Genomic DNA, 15,969 nt, shown 5'->3' on the forward strand with positions numbered 1-15,969 from the left:
CGGACGTACCATAGACGCCCTGATAGGTATCAAAGGAGCATAGAGCACCATGGCTAAGCAAAGCCGCAAATCCGGCCGAGTCATTCACGACAACGCGCTCAAGGCAGCGCTTAAAACCCCACTTTTCCGACAGCGCGTCGTGAAACCGAAAAAAGGCAAAGGCGCCTACTCTCGCAAAGGAAGGACGCCATCGCTAGCCAGCCCGCAGGTTACTTTGGCTGCCTAACGATGGCGTCTTTTCGTCAAATTACCGTTATTCAGGGAGCGCACCGTGTCGTCTGACCCTCGCGAACGTTTCGATAGCGCAGCCGAGCAACCCGCTCCTGTACCGCAACATGTTCATTACCACCGTGATCAGCGGGCGCTGGAACTCATCTACCACGCCGATGCCATCACGCCCCCATACGCAGGCGATCAATTAGCCAACGCGCTCACAGACGACCAAGGACTTGCCCATTTCACCCTGCCGGTGGAACTGCTGCGCGTGTTCTCGCCCTCGGCCGAAGTGCGTGGTCACAGCCCCGATCAAGCGGTGCTGCAAACCGGTAAGCGCGATGTCACGCTGCTGAATATCGAGCCGGTGGGCAACTACGCACTCAAGCTGTTTTTCGATGACGGGCACAACAGCGGCATCTACAGTTGGGCATTCTTGTTCGAGCTGGCTATTCACCGCAACGAGTGGTGGCAGCACTATCTGAAAGAGCTCGACACCGCAGGGGCCTCGCGCGCGCCGCAGGGCATTCAAATCAAGCAGCTCTAGCGTGCCCAACACAATGATTGTGCGGTGCCTCGGCGCCATGACCACGTGGATTCGAGCTCGAACATCTTCCATCCCTGCATGATCCAGGCGATCCCCTGCGCTGCTGCATATCGCTCCGCCCGGCAAGCGCGCGCTCTTCCTCTGCTTGAGCGCTACGCTACTCCATCGGCTTGCTCTCGCTTGTTGTTCCCCCCGGTAACCGCTCGCTGGACGCCTTATCCTTTCGCCTTATAACGACTCAACTGCCCTTGTAAGCGATTACACTCGTTTCAAACAGTTATTTGAAACGGGGTAAATAATGGGTGAACCGCTCGCCGTATCAGCGTCCACCGCTGAGATCATTTTGGATGCTGCCGAGGCCGTTTTCGCCGCCGACGGTGACACGCACGCTTCGCTGCGCTGCATTACCAGTCATGCGGGCGTAAACATCGCTGCCGTTAATTATCACTTCGGCTCGAAGGATGGCCTGATCAAGGCAGTACTCGAGCGCCGCATGGGCGAGCTTAACCGCGAGCGACTGCGCCGTCTTGATGAGCTGGAAAGCGGCGATGAATCGCCGCGCCCCTCGCAGCTTATCAAAGCCTACTTCGGCCCGCTGATTACCTTCGCCAGTCAGCAAAATTCCGATGCGCGAGCCTTTGTCGCACTGATTGAGCGCAGCGTTACCAACCCCAATAGCTTTACTCAGGCCATCGTCGCCGATCAGTTCGAGCAGGTGGTGCTGCGCTACCGTAACGCTTTCCATGCTGCGCTACCGCAGGTGCCCAAGGCGGAAGTGAGCTGGCGTTTTCAGTTCATGCTGGGCGCTACCGCCTATGCACTTTACGGCTCGAGTCAGTTGGCGCTGCTGTTTGACGTCGAAGAGTCTCATGAAGAGAGCCTGGCCCGCCTGGAACCACGCTTGATGAGCTTCCTGCTGGGCGGCTTGCGCACACCTTTGCCTGAAGTAGATGGCAATACGCCCTGAACCCACCACGATGGCACTGTATCGCCGTTCGGAAGGAGCTTCGATGACATTCCAACCTGTCTATATTGTCGATGGCATGCGATCGCCTTTCCTGAAAGCGGCGGGCGCTCCGGGACCATTTTCAGCAGCTGACCTTGCCGTACAAACAGGCCGTGCGCTGCTGCTGCGTAATGGCGAGCTTGGCCGCCATCTCGATGAAGTGATCATCGGCTGTGCGGCGCCCTCCCCCGACGAAGTCAACATAGGGCGCGTAATTGCCCTGCGGCTGGGCCTCGACGAGCGTATTCCGGCCTGGACCGTGATGCGTAACTGCGCCTCGGGAATGCAGGCACTCGACAGTGCCATCGCTAATATTCAGCGCGGCACCAGTCAGCTAGTGCTGGCAGGCGGCGTCGATGCCCTTTCGCACGCGCCGCTATTATTTTCCAACGCGATGGTGCGCTGGCTGGCGCAGTGGTACAAGGCGCGCTCCGTGGGCGAGCGAGCACGCGCGCTGTCGGCCTTCAAACCGCACTATCTGGCCCCGGTGATTGGGCTGCTGAAAGGTCTTACTGATCCAGTGGTGGGCCTTTCCATGGGCCAAACCGCCGAAAATCTGGCGCACGCTTTCGGCATCGACCGAACCGCCATGGATCGCTTTGCGGTGCAAAGCCACCAGCGTGCCATGGCCGCTCGCGATGGCGGGCATTTCGATCACGAAATCGCTGCGCTGATCGATGGTAGCGGCAAGGTCTATCAGCACGATGACGGCATTCGTGACGATTCCAGCGTAGAGCGTTTAGCCAAGCTGAAGCCGGTGTTTGATAAGCCTGCGGGTAACGTTACCGCCGGCAACAGCTCACAGGTCACCGACGGTGCTGCGCTGCTGATGCTGGCATCGGAGCAAGCCGTCAACGACTACCAGCTCACGCCATTAGGAAAAATTACCGACAGCCAGTGGGCCGGCCTCTCGCCTGCGCAAATGGGGCTTGGGCCCGTCCATGCCGCTACCCCCATTCTCAAACGCCAGCAGCTCTCCCCCAATGATCTTGACGCATGGGAGATCAACGAAGCCTTCGCTGCACAGGTACTGGCGTGTCAGGCGGCGTGGAAGGACCAGCACTACTGCGAGAGCGCGCTCGATTATGCGGCGCCGGGGCCGATCGACCCACAGCGCCTGAACGTCGATGGCGGCGCGATTGCGCTGGGACATCCGGTCGGCGCGTCCGGTGCGCGTATTGTCCTGCATCTGCTCAACGTGCTGCGGCATCGCCAGCAGCAGCGCGGCATTGCGGCTATCTGCATCGGCGGTGGTCAAGGCGGCGCCATGCTGATTGAGAATCTTAGCCAGGGGGTTGCCGCATGAGCCATGATCACGCACCCAACACAGTGGGCGACTGGACACTCAGCCGCGACCAACACGACATCGCCCTACTGACCCTTAACTGCGCGGGGCGCGAGGTTAATACTCTAACGCCGATCGTGCTGGGCGATCTTTCAACGCTACTCAGTGAGCTTGAACAGCACCCCCCAGCAGGTCTGATCATTCGTTCTGGCAAGGTCGGCAGTTTTATCGTCGGCGCTGACATCGACCAGTTCGCCGCGGTCGACAGCTATCAAGCATTAGAACCGCTGATTCGCAGCGGATGGGACACCTATTCTCAACTGGCGAAGCTGCCTTTCCCAACGCTGGCACTGATTGATGGTCACTGCCTCGGCGGTGGTCTGGAGCTGGCGCTGGCATGTCGCTACCGCGTTGCCGTTGATCGTCCTAGCGCAAAGCTGGGACTTCCGGAAGTCATGCTGGGCATCCTGCCGGCGTGGGGCGGTATCAAGCGTTTGCCTGAATTGATTGGCGCTGCGGCAGCACTGCCGCTGCTGCTCAGCGGCAAACAGCTGGCTCCGCGACGCGCGGCGTCACTCGGCATTGTCGATCTGGTGGTTGCCGAGCGCGTGGCTGAAGGCACTGCCTCCCACGTTGTGCTCAACGGCATCGCACCGCGCAAACGCTCGTGGCTGGCGCGCGCCTCCAACACCGCGATGCTTAAGCCATTGATTGCCAAACGGGTACGCCGTGATATCGAGCGCAAGGATCCACACCAGCATTACCCAGCGCCGCGCATCATTGCGGAAGTATGGGAGAAACACGATGGCAATCCGCTAGAGGCCCCGCAGCAGCTCGACGCGCTGATTCAGTCGCCGGTGACGCCTCAGTTGATACGGCTGTTTGGACTTCAGGAGCAGTTGAAAGGCACGGCACGCCAGCCAAACGTTGCTCCCATGCGGCGAGTGCATGTGGTGGGGGCCGGGGTGATGGGTGGTGATATCGCCGCCTGGTGTGCGCTGAAAGGGTTCAGGGTCACGCTGCAGGATCAGGATATCGAACGCATTGCGCCCGCCATTGGCCGCGCCCAGCAGCTGTTCAAGCGCCGCTTGCGTCGCGATAAGCGCGCCATTACCGCCGCTTTCGATCGCCTTATTGCTGATCCGCAAGGGTTAGGTGTTGCCGGTGCCGATGTGGTGATCGAAGCCATCGGTGAACAACTAGAGGCCAAGCACGCGCTCTACCAAGCGCTGGAGCCACACCTCAAAGCGGATGCCATTCTAGCCACCAATACCTCCAGCCTCGCCTTGGAGGCGCTGCGTGAAGGGCTCGAACAGCCGCAACGCTTGATCGGCATTCACTTCTTCAATCCCGTGGCCAGGATGCCGCTGGTCGAAGTCGTCCACACCGGCGATGCAGACAGCGATGCCGTGCAGCGCGCCTGCGCCTTCGTGGGGGCCATCGATAAACTACCGCTGAAGGTAAAAAGCACCCCTGGATTTTTGGTCAATGCGGTATTGGCGCCCTACTTGCTTGAGGCAATGCGCGCACTCGATGAAGGCACCAGCAAGGCAGCCATCGATACCAGCATGGAAGCATTCGGTATGCCGATGGGGCCGCTGGCATTGGCCGACACGGTGGGGCTCGATGTCATTCACGCAGCTGGCAGCGCTTTGCAAGATGCCGCTCAAGTGCCGCGCTGTCTGACCGAGAGGCTCGAGCTAGGGCATCTGGGGCGCAAAAGCGGCCGCGGTTTCTACCACTGGCCCGAGGGCAAACGTGACAAACGAGCCGATCAGGAAAGCGGCGACGTTTCCGCTGATCGCCAGTTGGCGCTGCGGCTAATTACGCCACTGGTAGAACAAACCCGCCAGCAATTGCACAACGGTATCGTGGAAAGCGCCGATCTGGCCGACGCGGGCGTCATTTTCGGCACTGGCTATGCGCCCTTCAGCGGCGGACCGCTGACCGACTCACGCATTGCTGCAAAGGATGATATCTGACCGGCGCACGACCACTGATTAACGCAAGGCTTGATTCAACCACCCGTGACTCCCCGCATTGACTGGAGGCGAACTATGGATGCTCCTTGGCTCGATCACTATCCCAACGGCGTTCCCGCTCAGATTGATATCGATCGCTACCAATCGCTAGCCGATTTGCTCGATCAGTCCTGTCGACGCTTCCCTGAACGCACCGCCTACATTTGCATGGGGACCAGACTCAGCTATCGCAAGTTGGATGCGCTTTCTCGACAGTTTGCCGCGTGGTTGCAGCACAAAGGTTTTGAAAAAGGCGATCGGCTAGCCATCATGATGCCCAATTTCCTCGCCTATCCCGTTGTCTTGTTTGGGGCACTACGCGCGGGCTGTGTGGTCATCAACTGCAACCCGCTTTATAGCTTCGACGAGTTGAAGCACAAGCTGGTAGATGCCGAGGCGAAAGGCATCGTGGTCGCCGAAAATGTCGCCGCCACACTTGAGAAGTGCGGCCGGATCGATAGCCTTGAGCAGACCATTATCGCCCGCATTGGCGAGTTTATGGGGCCGCTGAAAGGACGAGCCATCGACTTTGCTGCTCGCTCGCTGAAGAAGATGATTCCTGCCTGGTCGCTGGAAGGACACCAGTGGTTGGCTGACGCTATCAAACAAGGGAAATCACTGACCTTCACGCCTCCCACCCTGACCCATCAGGATACCGCGTGCCTGCAATACACAGGCGGTACCACCGGGCTCGCCAAAGGGGCGATAATTTCTCACGGCAACCTACTGGCCAATCTAACGCAATTGCGCGTCTGGATTCATCACATCATCAGCGATGAATCTCCCGAGACGATCATCACCGCGCTGCCGCTCTATCACATTTTCGCGCTCACGGTGAACTGTTTGCTGTTCGTTTCGCTGGGGGCATGCAGCCTGCTTATTCCTGACCCTCGCGACATGAAAGGCTTTATCAAGGTACTGAAAAAGCACCATTTTACCTGTTTCTCAGGGGTGAATACGCTTTACAACGGGCTACTGAACCGGCCCGAACTGAAAGAGGTCGACTTCAGCCCACTCAAGATTGCCATCGCTGGCGGTATGGCGCTGCAGGGCAGCGTGGCGCAGCGCTGGGAAGAGGCTACCGGCACCTCTATTATCCAGGGATATGGACTCACCGAGGCTTCTCCGGTGGTGTGCGTTACGCCGCTCACCACACCCGCCGCGCCCTTCAATGGCTCGATAGGGTTCCCGCTACCTTCTACCCATGTCAGCATTCGCGATGAACACGGGCAGCCGCTAGCGCTCAACGAGACCGGTGAGCTATGTGTCAAAGGCCCGCAGGTTGTTAGCGGCTACTGGAAACATGCCGAAGAAAATGCCACCACCTTCTTCGATGATGGCTACTTGCGCACCGGTGATATTGCGCGCATCGACGAGAAGGGCTTCGTGTTTCTGGTCGACCGCAAAAAAGACATGATTCTAGTGTCGGGTTTCAACGTCTATCCCAACGAAGTCGAGGAAGTAATCACCCGCCACCCAGGCGTTAGCGAGGCGGCCGCGATTGGCGTTCCTGATGATAACTCGGGCGAGCGAGTGAAGGTGTTTGTGATTCGGCGCGATCCTGATCTCGACGAACAAACGCTACGGGCGTGGTGCAAGGACCATCTCTCCGGTTACAAAGTGCCGCGCTATATTGAATTTCGCGACGATTTACCGCGCAGCAACGTTGGCAAGATTTTACGCCGCGAACTGCGCGTTCCCACCGACGCTCATCAACCGGCGCATCCGGCCAACATCCCTGACTGATCGCCGCCGGCGGCGCTTGCGTCTAGCTGAAGAAACAGCGCTGCCGGCACTCCTCTACGCCAGCTTCCGGTCGCTATACGGCAGCACCGCTCTACTCTAGGGCGTCGGCAAGGCTTTACTTGGCACGTGCTGGTGATCATTAGCACCGTGCGCACCAAAGAAACCTATCCAGACCAAAGACAAGAGCGCCTCGCAGCGCTAAACTGCCAGCTCTTGTGGCTGCTTTGTGCAGTTGCTCCCGAATTCACACGCCACTCGGCCATCTTGATTGCTGCGCCGGGTGGTCGTGGGCCACGCGTCGGCGGCACTTTCCCGACGAACGTCGCTGACGCTGGCCCCACTGGCAATCCATAGGAAAACGGCATGGACAAACGAACCACTCATTTCGGCTTCCAGGATGTTCCGGTCGAAGAAAAGGCAGGCCGTGTTGCTGACGTCTTTCATTCGGTCGCCAAACGCTATGACGTAATGAACGACCTGATGTCGTTCGGCGTTCACCGCCTTTGGAAGCGCATCACGCTCGAGCGTTCTGGCGTGCGCAAGGGCAATGCCGTGCTCGATATCGCAGGTGGCACCGGCGATCTTACCCGCCAGTTCGCCAAGCGTGTGGGCCCGACCGGCCGCGTGGTGCTGGCCGATATCAACGCCTCGATGCTCAATGTCGGCCGCGACAAGCTGATCGATGCAGGCGTTGGTCACGAAGTGGAATACGTTCAGGCGAACGCCGAAGAGCTTCCCTTCGACGACAACACCTTCGACTGCATTACCATTGCGTTCGGTCTGCGTAATGTTACCGACAAGGACAAAGCGCTGCGCTCTATGGCCCGCGTGCTCAAGCCGGGCGGTCGACTGCTGGTCCTGGAGTTCTCCAAACCCACCAACGCGCTGTTTGAGAAGGTCTACGACCAGTATTCCTTCCACGTACTGCCACGCGTTGGCCAACTGGTCGCTAACGATGCTGACTCTTACCGCTATCTGGCCGAGTCGATTCGTATGCACCCCGACCAGGCGACCTTGAAGGCGATGATGGAAGACGCGGGGCTTGAGCGTGTTGAGTACACCAACATGACCGGTGGTGTGGTAGCACTCCATCGCGGAATCAAGCTTTGAGCCGGGAAGATACCGGCTTCTCCATGGAACATGTCGAAGAGTCACCGATGACGCTGTTTGCCCCGCTGGCGTTGGCCTGTATCGAAACCACTCTGAATCGGGTTATCGCACGCGACCCGGCAGCGCCGGGCAGGCTCGCCCGCCTATCTGACAAACGCATTGTCGTAAGGCTTGAGCATCCTGATATCTGCTGCATGGCGCTGTTTCGAACCGACGGCATTAGCTTGTCGCGTTTGGACGATCCGAGTGAAGGCGATGCCGACGCAACGGTCGAACTGTCTGCCGAAACCCTTGCCGAGCTGCTAGCCGGAAAACCATCACGTCAGCTGATGTTTGACGGTAGCCTTGCCGTACGCGGCGACATCCATGTGCTTGAGCAAGTGCAAACACTGCTGATGGATCTGGATATCGACTGGGAAGGCGCGCTCGCTAGCAAGCTCGGTGAGAGCCCTGCCCACGCGCTGGCAACCGGCATTCGGCGTCTCACCAGCTTCGGCGTGCGTAGCGGCCAGCAACTGCGCGCCGACCTTTACGAGTATACGTTTGAGCAAGGCCGCTGGCTGGCCGGTCAGGATCAGCTGGAGCGAGCGCGGGATCAGCTTACCCAGCTTGAAGTCTCGACCGATCGGCTCGAAGCACGCTTTGAGCGCATCAAGCGTCACCTTGCCGAACGGCTGGGAGGGCACCAGGCGTGATCAAGCTGTGGCGGTTGATACGTATTCTGTGGGTAATCGCGCGCTTCCGTCTTGATGCGCTGGTGCCGGTCAATCGCCTGCCAGCACTAGCACGACCACTGTTTCGCCTGATCCCCATTTGGGTGTTCCCACGCGGCGATAGACCGCGCGGCGAGCGACTCAGGCTGGCACTGGAAGCGCTTGGCCCGATTTACGTCAAGTTTGGCCAAATGCTGTCAACGCGCCGCGATCTGCTGCCGCCGGATATCGCCAAGGAGCTCAAGCAGTTGCAGGATCGCGTGCCGCCGTTTTCAGTCGATCAGGCGCGGACGATCATCGAAAGCGAACTGGGCGCCGACGTTACCAATCTGTTCGCTGAGTTCGATTCAACGCCACTGGGCTCGGCCTCTATTGCCCAGGTGCATGCCGCGCGCCTCCACGATGGCAGCGAGGTGGTGGTCAAGATCATTCGCCCCGGCATCGATAAGGTGCTGCGCAGCGACATGGCGCTGATGCGCGCCATTGCCCGCTGCTTGTCGCTGGTGCCCGATTTGCGCAGACTGCGCCCGCTGGAAGTGGTCGACGACTACCAGGCCACCCTCTTCGACGAGTTGGATCTCAACAAGGAAGCGGCCAACACCTCTCAGCTGAAGCGCAATTTCAACAACTCTCCGCTGCTTTATGTGCCGGCGATCCACTGGCCAATGACGCGCAAACGCGTGATGGTGCAGGAACGCATCTATGGCATTCCGGTCGCCGATGTCGATGCGCTGCGAGATGCCGGCGTCAACCTGCACAAGTTAGCCGAACGCGGCGTTGAAATCTTCTTTACCCAGGTGTTTCGCGACAATTTCTTCCATGCCGACATGCACCCCGGCAACATTTTCGTATCGACAGAAACGCCGGAAGACCCCCGCTATATCGCTATCGACTGCGGCATTGTGGGCAGTTTGACTCGCGAGGATCAGGACTATCTCGCGCGTAACATTCTCGCCTTCTTCCATCAGGACTACTACGAAGTAGCAAACCTGCATATCGAGTCGGGCTGGGTTGGCGAAGGCACGCGCGCCAACGAATTTGCGGCGGCAGTGCGCTCGGTATGTGAGCCGCTGCTTGAAAAACCGCTCAAGGATATTTCCTTCGGTCAGGCGCTGCTGGGGCTGTTCCAGACCGCGCAGCGTTTCCACATGGAAGTACAGCCACAGCTGGTGCTGCTGCAAAAAACACTGCTGAATATCGAAGGCCTGGGGCGTACGCTCTATCCCGATCTCGATCTGTGGCACACCGCCAAGCCGTACCTCGAAAAGTGGATGAAGGATCGCGCCGGCCCCAAAGGCTTGTGGGAATCGATCAAGCGTCAAGCGCCCGATCTTGTGTATCGAATGCCGGAGCTGCCGGTACTGGCCCATCAGGTCATGCGCCAGAATGAAATCGAAGTACGCCAGCGGCACAATAACAGTCGCGCCATGCACAGCATTCGCACCGGGCTGAAGCAAACGCGACGCCGCTCCCGACTGCTGCGCTACGGCGGCGTATTGCTGGTGGCCGGGCTATTCTGGCAGCCGCTTGCCCATTGGGCTGAGCAACAACCATGGCCGGCGCTGGCCGCCTGTGCACTGGGTGTTGTGCTGATTTTATGGCGCTAAGTGCGTCAACCATGGCAGCTGCGTTAGACTGGATACACGGTGGGAATGATGCTGCCAATAAGCCACCTTCCCGCGTCCAAACGACCTGTTAAGAATCTTATGAACGATACGCTAGAACGTCTTGTCAAAACCCTTCATACGCGCCGCCACGCTGATCCTGACACGTCTTACGTGGCGAAGCTTCATCACCGGGGATTGAACAAGATTCTTGAAAAGATAGGTGAAGAATCCACCGAGATGATCCTTGCTGCCAAGGATGTCGAGCAGGCATCCGGCGATGAAGAAAAGCGTCTGGAGCTGGTCAAGGAAACCGCCGACCTGCTGTTTCACTCGCTGGTGGCACTATCGCATCTCGACGTGCCCTTTGATGACGTCCTCGCCGAGCTTGAGCGCCGCGAGGGCACTTCCGGGCTGGTTGAAAAGGCGTCACGCGCTGAAAAGCCCTGACACCCCCACTATTCTAATGTGCTGCCAAGGCAGCAGGAGACCCTCATGATCGCAGGCATCAGTATCTGGAAGCTTCTCGTCATTCTCGGCATCATTGTGCTGATTTTCGGCACCAAAAAACTTCGCAACATCGGTGGCGATCTCGGCGGAGCGGTCAAGGGCTTCAAGAGCGCAATGGATGACGAAGGCAAAGAGAAAGACGCGCCTCAGTCACGTGTTGAGCACGATGCCAAACCGGCCGCCCACCATGAAGATCATCCTGAACACAGCGAGCAGCACGACTCGCGGAAGTAACACGCTATGTTCAATTTCAGCTTTGGCGAGCTCCTGCTGATTGGCACCATCGCGCTGGTAGTGCTCGGGCCAGACAAGCTGCCTGCGGCCGCACGGACGGCGGGCAGTTGGATCGGCAAGATCAAGCGCACCGTGAGCGATCTGCAAAACGAAGTGACTTCCCAGTTCGAGGCGGAAGAGCTACGCCGTGAGCTGCGCGAAACCCAAAGCAAGGTCGATCGCGGGCTGTCCAGACTGCGCCAAAGCATTCAAAGCACCGACCAGGAAGTGCGTGAGGCGCTTGATACCAGCGGCGCTGCTGCTCAGTCGTCTCGCACCGCGAGCGAATCCACCGTAGCCGCCGAAACATCCGACCCTCGGGTCCCGCCTGCTCCGGCTGAGGTGCGAGAAGCCCCGGCCCCGCCCTCCTCCGGTAAGCGCCCGCTTATCGCCGTAGGCGCTCTCAACGATCCGCTCGAATCGCTGCAGCCCAGCACCGCTCAGCAGCGCACTTCATCGCAGTACCAATCGCCGACCGCCCCATCATCGGCGCAGGAACAATAAACGTGTCCGAACACCATCAACAGGAAGAGCAGCCGCAGGCTCCGCTCATCGAACACTTGGTCGAGCTTCGCTCGCGACTGATCAAAGCGCTGATTGCCATTTTGGTGGTTTTCCTGTGTTTGTATCCCTTCTCCAATCGACTGTATGTGTTTGTCGCTGAGCCGCTCATGTCGATGCTGCCTGCGCACTCACAGATGATTGCCACCGAAGTGACCTCGCCGTTTCTGGCGCCGCTCAAGCTCACCCTGATACTGGCACTGTTCGTGGCTATTCCCTACGTGCTCTATCAGGCCTGGGCCTTTGTTGCCCCCGGCTTGTATAGCTCAGAGAAACGCCTGGCGCTGCCGGTGTTGGCCTCCAGCGTGGTGCTGTTTTACGCGGGCGCCGCCTTTGCCTATTTCGTCGTGTTCCCGTTGATCTTCAAATTCTTCACGCACACCGCTCCTGCGGGCGTGCAGGTCATGACGGATATCAGCGCCTACCTATCGTTTGTGCTGAAGCTCTTCATCGCATTCGGAGTGGCCTTTGAAATACCCATCGCAACGTTTTTGCTGATACTCACCGGCACGGTATCGGTACAGACCCTGGCATCGAAACGCGGCTATGTGATTGTTGGCTGCTTTGTGGTGGGCATGCTGCTAACCCCCCCCGACGTTATGTCGCAAACGCTGCTGGCAGTACCCATGTGGGCGCTTTTCGAGGTGGGCTTGCTGGCCGGTCGCTTGGTCAAACGCCAACGCGGCGGACGTGGTAGTACGGGGGACACAGCATCAGAAGCAGAATCAGAGGCCGGTACAGACACTACCGACGTCGACAGCGCAAAAGAGCACGATGGCCAATAAGCGTTAACGTCCTTATCAAGGGTTAATGGCCACCATTATTGACTCCCCGCCACAAAAAAGCGGCCTCATCATGAGGCCGCTTTGTGTTACGCGATCATTTTCGCACCTGGGCGCCACTAGCTCTTTCGTTAGCTTGCCAGCCCGCGGCTGATCAGGGCGCGTGGCAACGACTTCAGCACGCCCAACCAGGGTACCTCGCGCGGATTATCCTGCTCACAGTTCATCCCCACCAGTTGCTCGAAAGGCCCTGACAGCTGCATCAGCGCTCGCCGCGCCTGTAGCGAGATAGGATCAGCGCGCTTGAACAGTCGGCATATCTCGTTGGTGGCCAGATAGAGCGGCTTGGCCGTCGCGTGAGCTCGGCGCGCGTGGCGCTTGAGCACCTGAGGTTCATCAAAGGCCTCGCCCTTGCTGCGCGCAGCCAGCACTTCAGCGATGAAGGAGCGTGCACCGATCAGTCCAAGGTTCAACCCATGCGCGGTAATCGGCAGCATCCCGACGGCAGCATCCCCCAGCAGTACAGCACGCTCGGCCACGAAGCGATCAGCATAGTGACTGCCCAGCGGCACGCTAAAGCGACGCGAGGCTAACGATACCTGTCCAAGCGAATCACCGAGACGCCGGTTCAGCCACTGCTCGAACCCAGCATCGTCGAGGTGTGCAACCTGAGCCGCATCGTTTGCCGAGACCATCAGCGCCAGCGAGCTGACATGCTCGGACAGCGGCAGAATCGCCATGCAGCCATCAGCGACGAAGCGCTGCGATGTCCAACCATCTCCCGCCACTTCGTGCTCAACACGGCAGCACAGCATATGAGTGCCATACTCCTGCGTTGCGGCACCGATACCCAGCATGCCCCGCAGCGGTGAACGGCGACCATCAACAGCGGCCAGCAGGCGAGTGCCAAGCTCTTGACCGTCATCAAGCGTTAGCACCACCGCGTCGCTGCGGTGATCGAGCATCGCCACCTTGTTACCCAGCAAGAATCGACAATTGGCCTGCTTCTCAAGTTCGCCGAACGCCAGTTGGCGCAGCCGATATTCGGGCACGAAGGCTCCGATATCCTGCTCACCCGCCGCCGGACCAAATGCCAGCTTCTTGCCGATCACGTCGTCGATAACATGGGCGCCGCGAATGGATGAGCGCTGATCGTTTTCCAACTCGCGGGTAATGCCCAGTGAGTCGAGCCAGCGCAAGCTGGCATTGGAGATCGCCACATCGCGCCCGTCGAAGTCGCCGCCGCGCAGCTGCTGCGCAGATTGAGGATCGACAACGGCAACCGTTAACCCGGCCTGAGCGGCAGCCAGTGCGGTAGCAAGCCCCACGCTACCAAGCCCTACCACCGTTAAATCAACGCGATCTGTATTCATGGCGTGCTGCCCTCCCAAGGGGCGCTAGTAAAGAGAAGTGCAGGAGCGCTACCAACGCTGCGCCAGGCCGCTTGCCTGACTTACCAACTGCCGGTGTTTTCCATGGATGCCCACGGCTCTTGCGGTGGCTGCGCGTCACCCGCTTGCAGCAGCTCAAAGGAAATACCATCAGGGGACTTTACGAATGCCATATGACCATCGCGCGGCGGGCGATTGATGGTAACACCATTATCCATAAGCTTCTGACACAGTGCATAAATATCATCAACGCGATAAGCCAGATGACCGAAATTGCGGCCGCCGTCGTACTCCTCGGGGTCCCAGTTCCAGGTTAGCTCGAGCTCAGGTGCCTGCACCTGCTGAGAGCTTTCGGTATCTTCAGGAGCCGCAAGAAAAATCAGCGTAAAGCGCCCTTTCTCGTTGTCCTTGCGTCGCACCTCTTTCAAGCCCAGCAGATCGCAGTAGAAATGCAGTGACTCGTCGATGTCCTTGATACGCACCATGGTATGTAGATAACGCATAGTAGATTCCTTCCTCATCAAACCGAAGGTGGCCACGGTACTCGCGCGACCGACTCATTGCCATGATACCCTAGGAGTCAGGTATAGCTTAAGGATCACGCGTGACTTCATACTGCGATTCAGCCCCTGATCACCCCTGGCACGGCCCTTATCATGATCATGAATACGGGTTTCCGGTGCAGGACGACAACGCCCTGTTCGAACGACTAGTGCTCGAGATTAATCAAGCCGGTCTTTCATGGCTGACGGTACTGAAAAAGCGCGCTGCATTCAGCGACGCGTTCGAACACTTCGATATCGCGACAGTGGCTAACTACGGCGACCAAGAGCGTGCTCGACTGCTCAACGATGCGCGTATCATCCGTAATCGCCTGAAGATAAACGCCGTTATTCACAATGCTGGCGTTATTCTCAAACTGAAAGAGAATTACGGCAGTTTCAAGGGATGGCTGGACGCTCAGCACCCACGCTCGCTGAATGAATGGACAGCGCTGTTCAAACGCACCTTTCGCTTTACCGGGCCTGAAATAGTCAATGAATTCCTGATGAGCACCGGTTATCTACCCGGTGCGCACCGCGAGGAGTGTCCCGTGTATCAACAGGCCCTTGAGCAGTCGCCGCCGTGGTCCACCCCTTCGCCATCGTCTACCCACTCGTCCAAGGGCTAGCGTTGTCGTCGCAGGGCATGCTGCACCACTGGCGAACTTGCCCGACGCTTGCGAGACCTCTACTGTTAACGATCCTCACGCAGACGCCAAAAATATAATGCTAGAACTTCGTCATCTTCGCACCCTGGTGGCCCTGCGCGATTCGGGATCACTGGTAGAAGCCGCTGAACGCGTTCATCTCACTCAATCTGCGCTATCGCATCAACTCAAGGAGCTGGAAAATCGGCTCGGCGATTCGCTGTTTGTGCGCAAGACGCGTCCGCTGCAATTTACTCCCAGCGGCCAACGCCTACTAGCGCTGGCCGAGCAGATACTGCCCCAGGTGCGCCTCGCGGAACGAGATATCGTGCGGCTGGCAGCAAAACGTAGCGCACGCCTGCACATTGCCATCGAGTGTCATAGCTGCTTCCAGTGGCTAATGCCTACACTCGACGAATTTCGCGAGCATGCGCCCGATGTCGAAATCGATATTCTTGGCAGTAACGTGTTTGAGCCGCTGGCGAGCCTGACCCGCGAAGAACTCGATCTAGTGATTACGTCCGACCCGCTGCCGCTCGATGGTATCCACTACGAACCGCTATTCGGCTATCAAAGCCTGCTCGCCGTGGCTCCCGACCACCCGCTGGCATCGCAGCGCTTCGTCACCCCTCAGCAGATGCGTGACCAAACGCTGATTACCTATCCGGTTGAGCAAAATCGTCTCGACGTATTCAATCAGTTTCTAACTCCTGCCGGCGTCTATCCGCAGGAACTACGCACTGCCGAGCTTACGATGATGATGATGCAGTTGGTCGCAAGCGGACGCGGTGTCTCGGCGCTGCCCAACTGGGCGCTAGCAGAATATCTGGAGCGGAATTATGTTGCTGCGGTGAAGTTGGGTGAGCAAGGGGTGTGGGGCACGCTATACGCCGCGATACGGCGCGAGCAGTTCGAACTTGACTGGATGAAGGCCTTTCTGGAAACCGCACGCTCTACCACAGCGCGCGTGCTGAGCGGAATTACCGCGCCGCTCAACCACTAACCCGCGGCCGCAAGC

General features: G+C 58.7%; 17 protein-coding genes. 15 read left to right on the forward strand and 2 right to left on the reverse strand.

Translation table 11 applies throughout. The features are described 5' to 3' along the window. Positions 1-49: 49 nt before the first annotated feature. The 13 genes from arfA (at position 50) to tatC (ending at position 12,374) form a co-directional block, all read left to right on the forward strand. Positions 50-226, forward strand: a complete 177-nt coding sequence (arfA, locus tag R84865_RS06050; protein WP_435639111.1) for an alternative ribosome rescue factor ArfA — start codon at positions 50-52, stop codon at positions 224-226. A 45-nt stretch (positions 227-271) separates the two neighbouring features. Continuing rightward, complete coding sequence (locus R84865_RS06055; RefSeq protein ID WP_435639112.1) at positions 272-760, forward strand: gamma-butyrobetaine hydroxylase family protein; 489 nt, start codon at positions 272-274, stop codon at positions 758-760. A 298-nt stretch (positions 761-1,058) separates the two neighbouring features. Next, on the forward strand, positions 1,059-1,727 hold the full coding sequence (locus R84865_RS06060) for a TetR/AcrR family transcriptional regulator (RefSeq protein WP_435639113.1): 669 nt from the start codon (positions 1,059-1,061) through the stop codon (positions 1,725-1,727). Between the two features lie 43 nt (positions 1,728-1,770). Then, positions 1,771-3,072 (forward strand): acetyl-CoA C-acetyltransferase, encoded by a 1,302-nt coding sequence (locus R84865_RS06065; RefSeq protein ID WP_435639114.1) that lies wholly within the window; start codon positions 1,771-1,773, stop codon positions 3,070-3,072. Beyond that, entirely contained in the window at positions 3,069-5,033 is a 1,965-nt protein-coding gene (locus R84865_RS06070; protein WP_435639115.1) for a 3-hydroxyacyl-CoA dehydrogenase NAD-binding domain-containing protein, read from the forward strand. Before R84865_RS06065 ends, R84865_RS06070 begins: the two co-directional genes overlap by 4 nt. A gap of 75 nt (positions 5,034-5,108) precedes the next feature. Further along, complete coding sequence (locus tag R84865_RS06075) at positions 5,109-6,818, forward strand: AMP-binding protein (RefSeq protein WP_435639116.1); 1,710 nt, start codon at positions 5,109-5,111, stop codon at positions 6,816-6,818. A 363-nt stretch (positions 6,819-7,181) separates the two neighbouring features. Beyond that, a complete protein-coding gene (ubiE, locus tag R84865_RS06080; protein WP_435631134.1) occupies positions 7,182-7,928 on the forward strand; it encodes a bifunctional demethylmenaquinone methyltransferase/2-methoxy-6-polyprenyl-1,4-benzoquinol methylase UbiE in 747 nt (248 codons plus the stop codon). Further along, positions 7,925-8,623: a ubiquinone biosynthesis accessory factor UbiJ gene (locus R84865_RS06085; RefSeq protein WP_435631135.1), complete on the forward strand. Its 699-nt coding sequence runs from the start codon at positions 7,925-7,927 to the stop codon at positions 8,621-8,623. Before ubiE ends, R84865_RS06085 begins: the two co-directional genes overlap by 4 nt. Continuing rightward, positions 8,623-10,248, forward strand: coding sequence for a ubiquinone biosynthesis regulatory protein kinase UbiB (gene ubiB, locus R84865_RS06090; RefSeq protein WP_435631198.1), 1,626 nt, complete (start codon positions 8,623-8,625; stop codon positions 10,246-10,248). Before R84865_RS06085 ends, ubiB begins: the two co-directional genes overlap by 1 nt. Before the next feature lie 99 nt (positions 10,249-10,347). Next, complete coding sequence (locus R84865_RS06095) at positions 10,348-10,695, forward strand: phosphoribosyl-ATP diphosphatase (RefSeq protein WP_435639117.1); 348 nt, start codon at positions 10,348-10,350, stop codon at positions 10,693-10,695. A 45-nt stretch (positions 10,696-10,740) separates the two neighbouring features. Beyond that, positions 10,741-10,989 (forward strand): Sec-independent protein translocase subunit TatA, encoded by a 249-nt coding sequence (gene tatA, locus R84865_RS06100; RefSeq protein ID WP_435631137.1) that lies wholly within the window; start codon positions 10,741-10,743, stop codon positions 10,987-10,989. A gap of 6 nt (positions 10,990-10,995) precedes the next feature. After that, the gene (gene tatB, locus R84865_RS06105; RefSeq protein WP_435639118.1) at positions 10,996-11,532 is read left to right on the forward strand and encodes a Sec-independent protein translocase protein TatB; all 537 of its coding nucleotides are present in this window, start codon (positions 10,996-10,998) and stop codon (positions 11,530-11,532) included. Positions 11,533-11,534: 2 nt separating this feature from the next. Beyond that, on the forward strand, positions 11,535-12,374 hold the full coding sequence (gene tatC / locus R84865_RS06110) for a twin-arginine translocase subunit TatC (protein WP_435639119.1): 840 nt from the start codon (positions 11,535-11,537) through the stop codon (positions 12,372-12,374). A 128-nt stretch (positions 12,375-12,502) separates the two neighbouring features. Here the strand turns inward: tatC and R84865_RS06115 are convergent, their stop codons facing one another. Next, on the reverse strand, positions 12,503-13,744 hold the full coding sequence (locus tag R84865_RS06115) for an FAD-dependent monooxygenase (RefSeq protein WP_435636470.1): 1,242 nt from the start codon (positions 13,742-13,744) through the stop codon (positions 12,503-12,505). Positions 13,745-13,824: 80 nt separating this feature from the next. Continuing rightward, positions 13,825-14,265, reverse strand: coding sequence for a lactoylglutathione lyase (gene gloA / locus R84865_RS06120; RefSeq protein ID WP_435631141.1), 441 nt, complete (start codon positions 14,263-14,265; stop codon positions 13,825-13,827). A 101-nt stretch (positions 14,266-14,366) separates the two neighbouring features. Between gloA and R84865_RS06125 the strand changes: the two genes are divergently transcribed. Together R84865_RS06125 and R84865_RS06130 are read left to right on the forward strand one after the other, a co-directional pair. Next, positions 14,367-14,933, forward strand: coding sequence for a DNA-3-methyladenine glycosylase I (locus R84865_RS06125; RefSeq protein ID WP_435639120.1), 567 nt, complete (start codon positions 14,367-14,369; stop codon positions 14,931-14,933). Positions 14,934-15,030: 97 nt separating this feature from the next. Then, the gene (locus R84865_RS06130) at positions 15,031-15,954 is read left to right on the forward strand and encodes a LysR family transcriptional regulator (RefSeq protein WP_435639121.1); all 924 of its coding nucleotides are present in this window, start codon (positions 15,031-15,033) and stop codon (positions 15,952-15,954) included. Positions 15,955-15,969: the final 15 nt, after the last annotated feature.

It is taken from the genome of Carnimonas bestiolae (genome assembly GCF_051251145.1).
Lineage (GTDB): Bacteria > Pseudomonadota > Gammaproteobacteria > Pseudomonadales > Halomonadaceae > Carnimonas > Carnimonas bestiolae.

Bases quoted from the DNA above. Each gene is read 5' to 3' on its own strand.
- R84865_RS06095 (WP_435639117.1), top strand. From the start codon at position 10,348: ATGAACGATACGCTAGAACGTCTTGTCAAAACCCTTCATACGCGCCGC.
- R84865_RS06130 (WP_435639121.1), top strand. From the start codon at position 15,031: ATGCTAGAACTTCGTCATCTTCGCACCCTGGTGGCCCTGCGCGATTCG.
- R84865_RS06075 (WP_435639116.1), top strand. From the start codon at position 5,109: ATGGATGCTCCTTGGCTCGATCACTATCCCAACGGCGTTCCCGCTCAG.
- gloA (WP_435631141.1), bottom strand. From the start codon at position 14,265: ATGCGTTATCTACATACCATGGTGCGTATCAAGGACATCGACGAGTCA.
- R84865_RS06065 (WP_435639114.1), top strand. From the start codon at position 1,771: ATGACATTCCAACCTGTCTATATTGTCGATGGCATGCGATCGCCTTTC.
- arfA (WP_435639111.1), top strand. From the start codon at position 50: ATGGCTAAGCAAAGCCGCAAATCCGGCCGAGTCATTCACGACAACGCG.
- tatA (WP_435631137.1), top strand. From the start codon at position 10,741: ATGATCGCAGGCATCAGTATCTGGAAGCTTCTCGTCATTCTCGGCATC.
- R84865_RS06070 (WP_435639115.1), top strand. From the start codon at position 3,069: ATGAGCCATGATCACGCACCCAACACAGTGGGCGACTGGACACTCAGC.
- R84865_RS06115 (WP_435636470.1), bottom strand. From the start codon at position 13,744: ATGAATACAGATCGCGTTGATTTAACGGTGGTAGGGCTTGGTAGCGTG.
- tatB (WP_435639118.1), top strand. From the start codon at position 10,996: ATGTTCAATTTCAGCTTTGGCGAGCTCCTGCTGATTGGCACCATCGCG.
- ubiE (WP_435631134.1), top strand. From the start codon at position 7,182: ATGGACAAACGAACCACTCATTTCGGCTTCCAGGATGTTCCGGTCGAA.
- R84865_RS06060 (WP_435639113.1), top strand. From the start codon at position 1,059: ATGGGTGAACCGCTCGCCGTATCAGCGTCCACCGCTGAGATCATTTTG.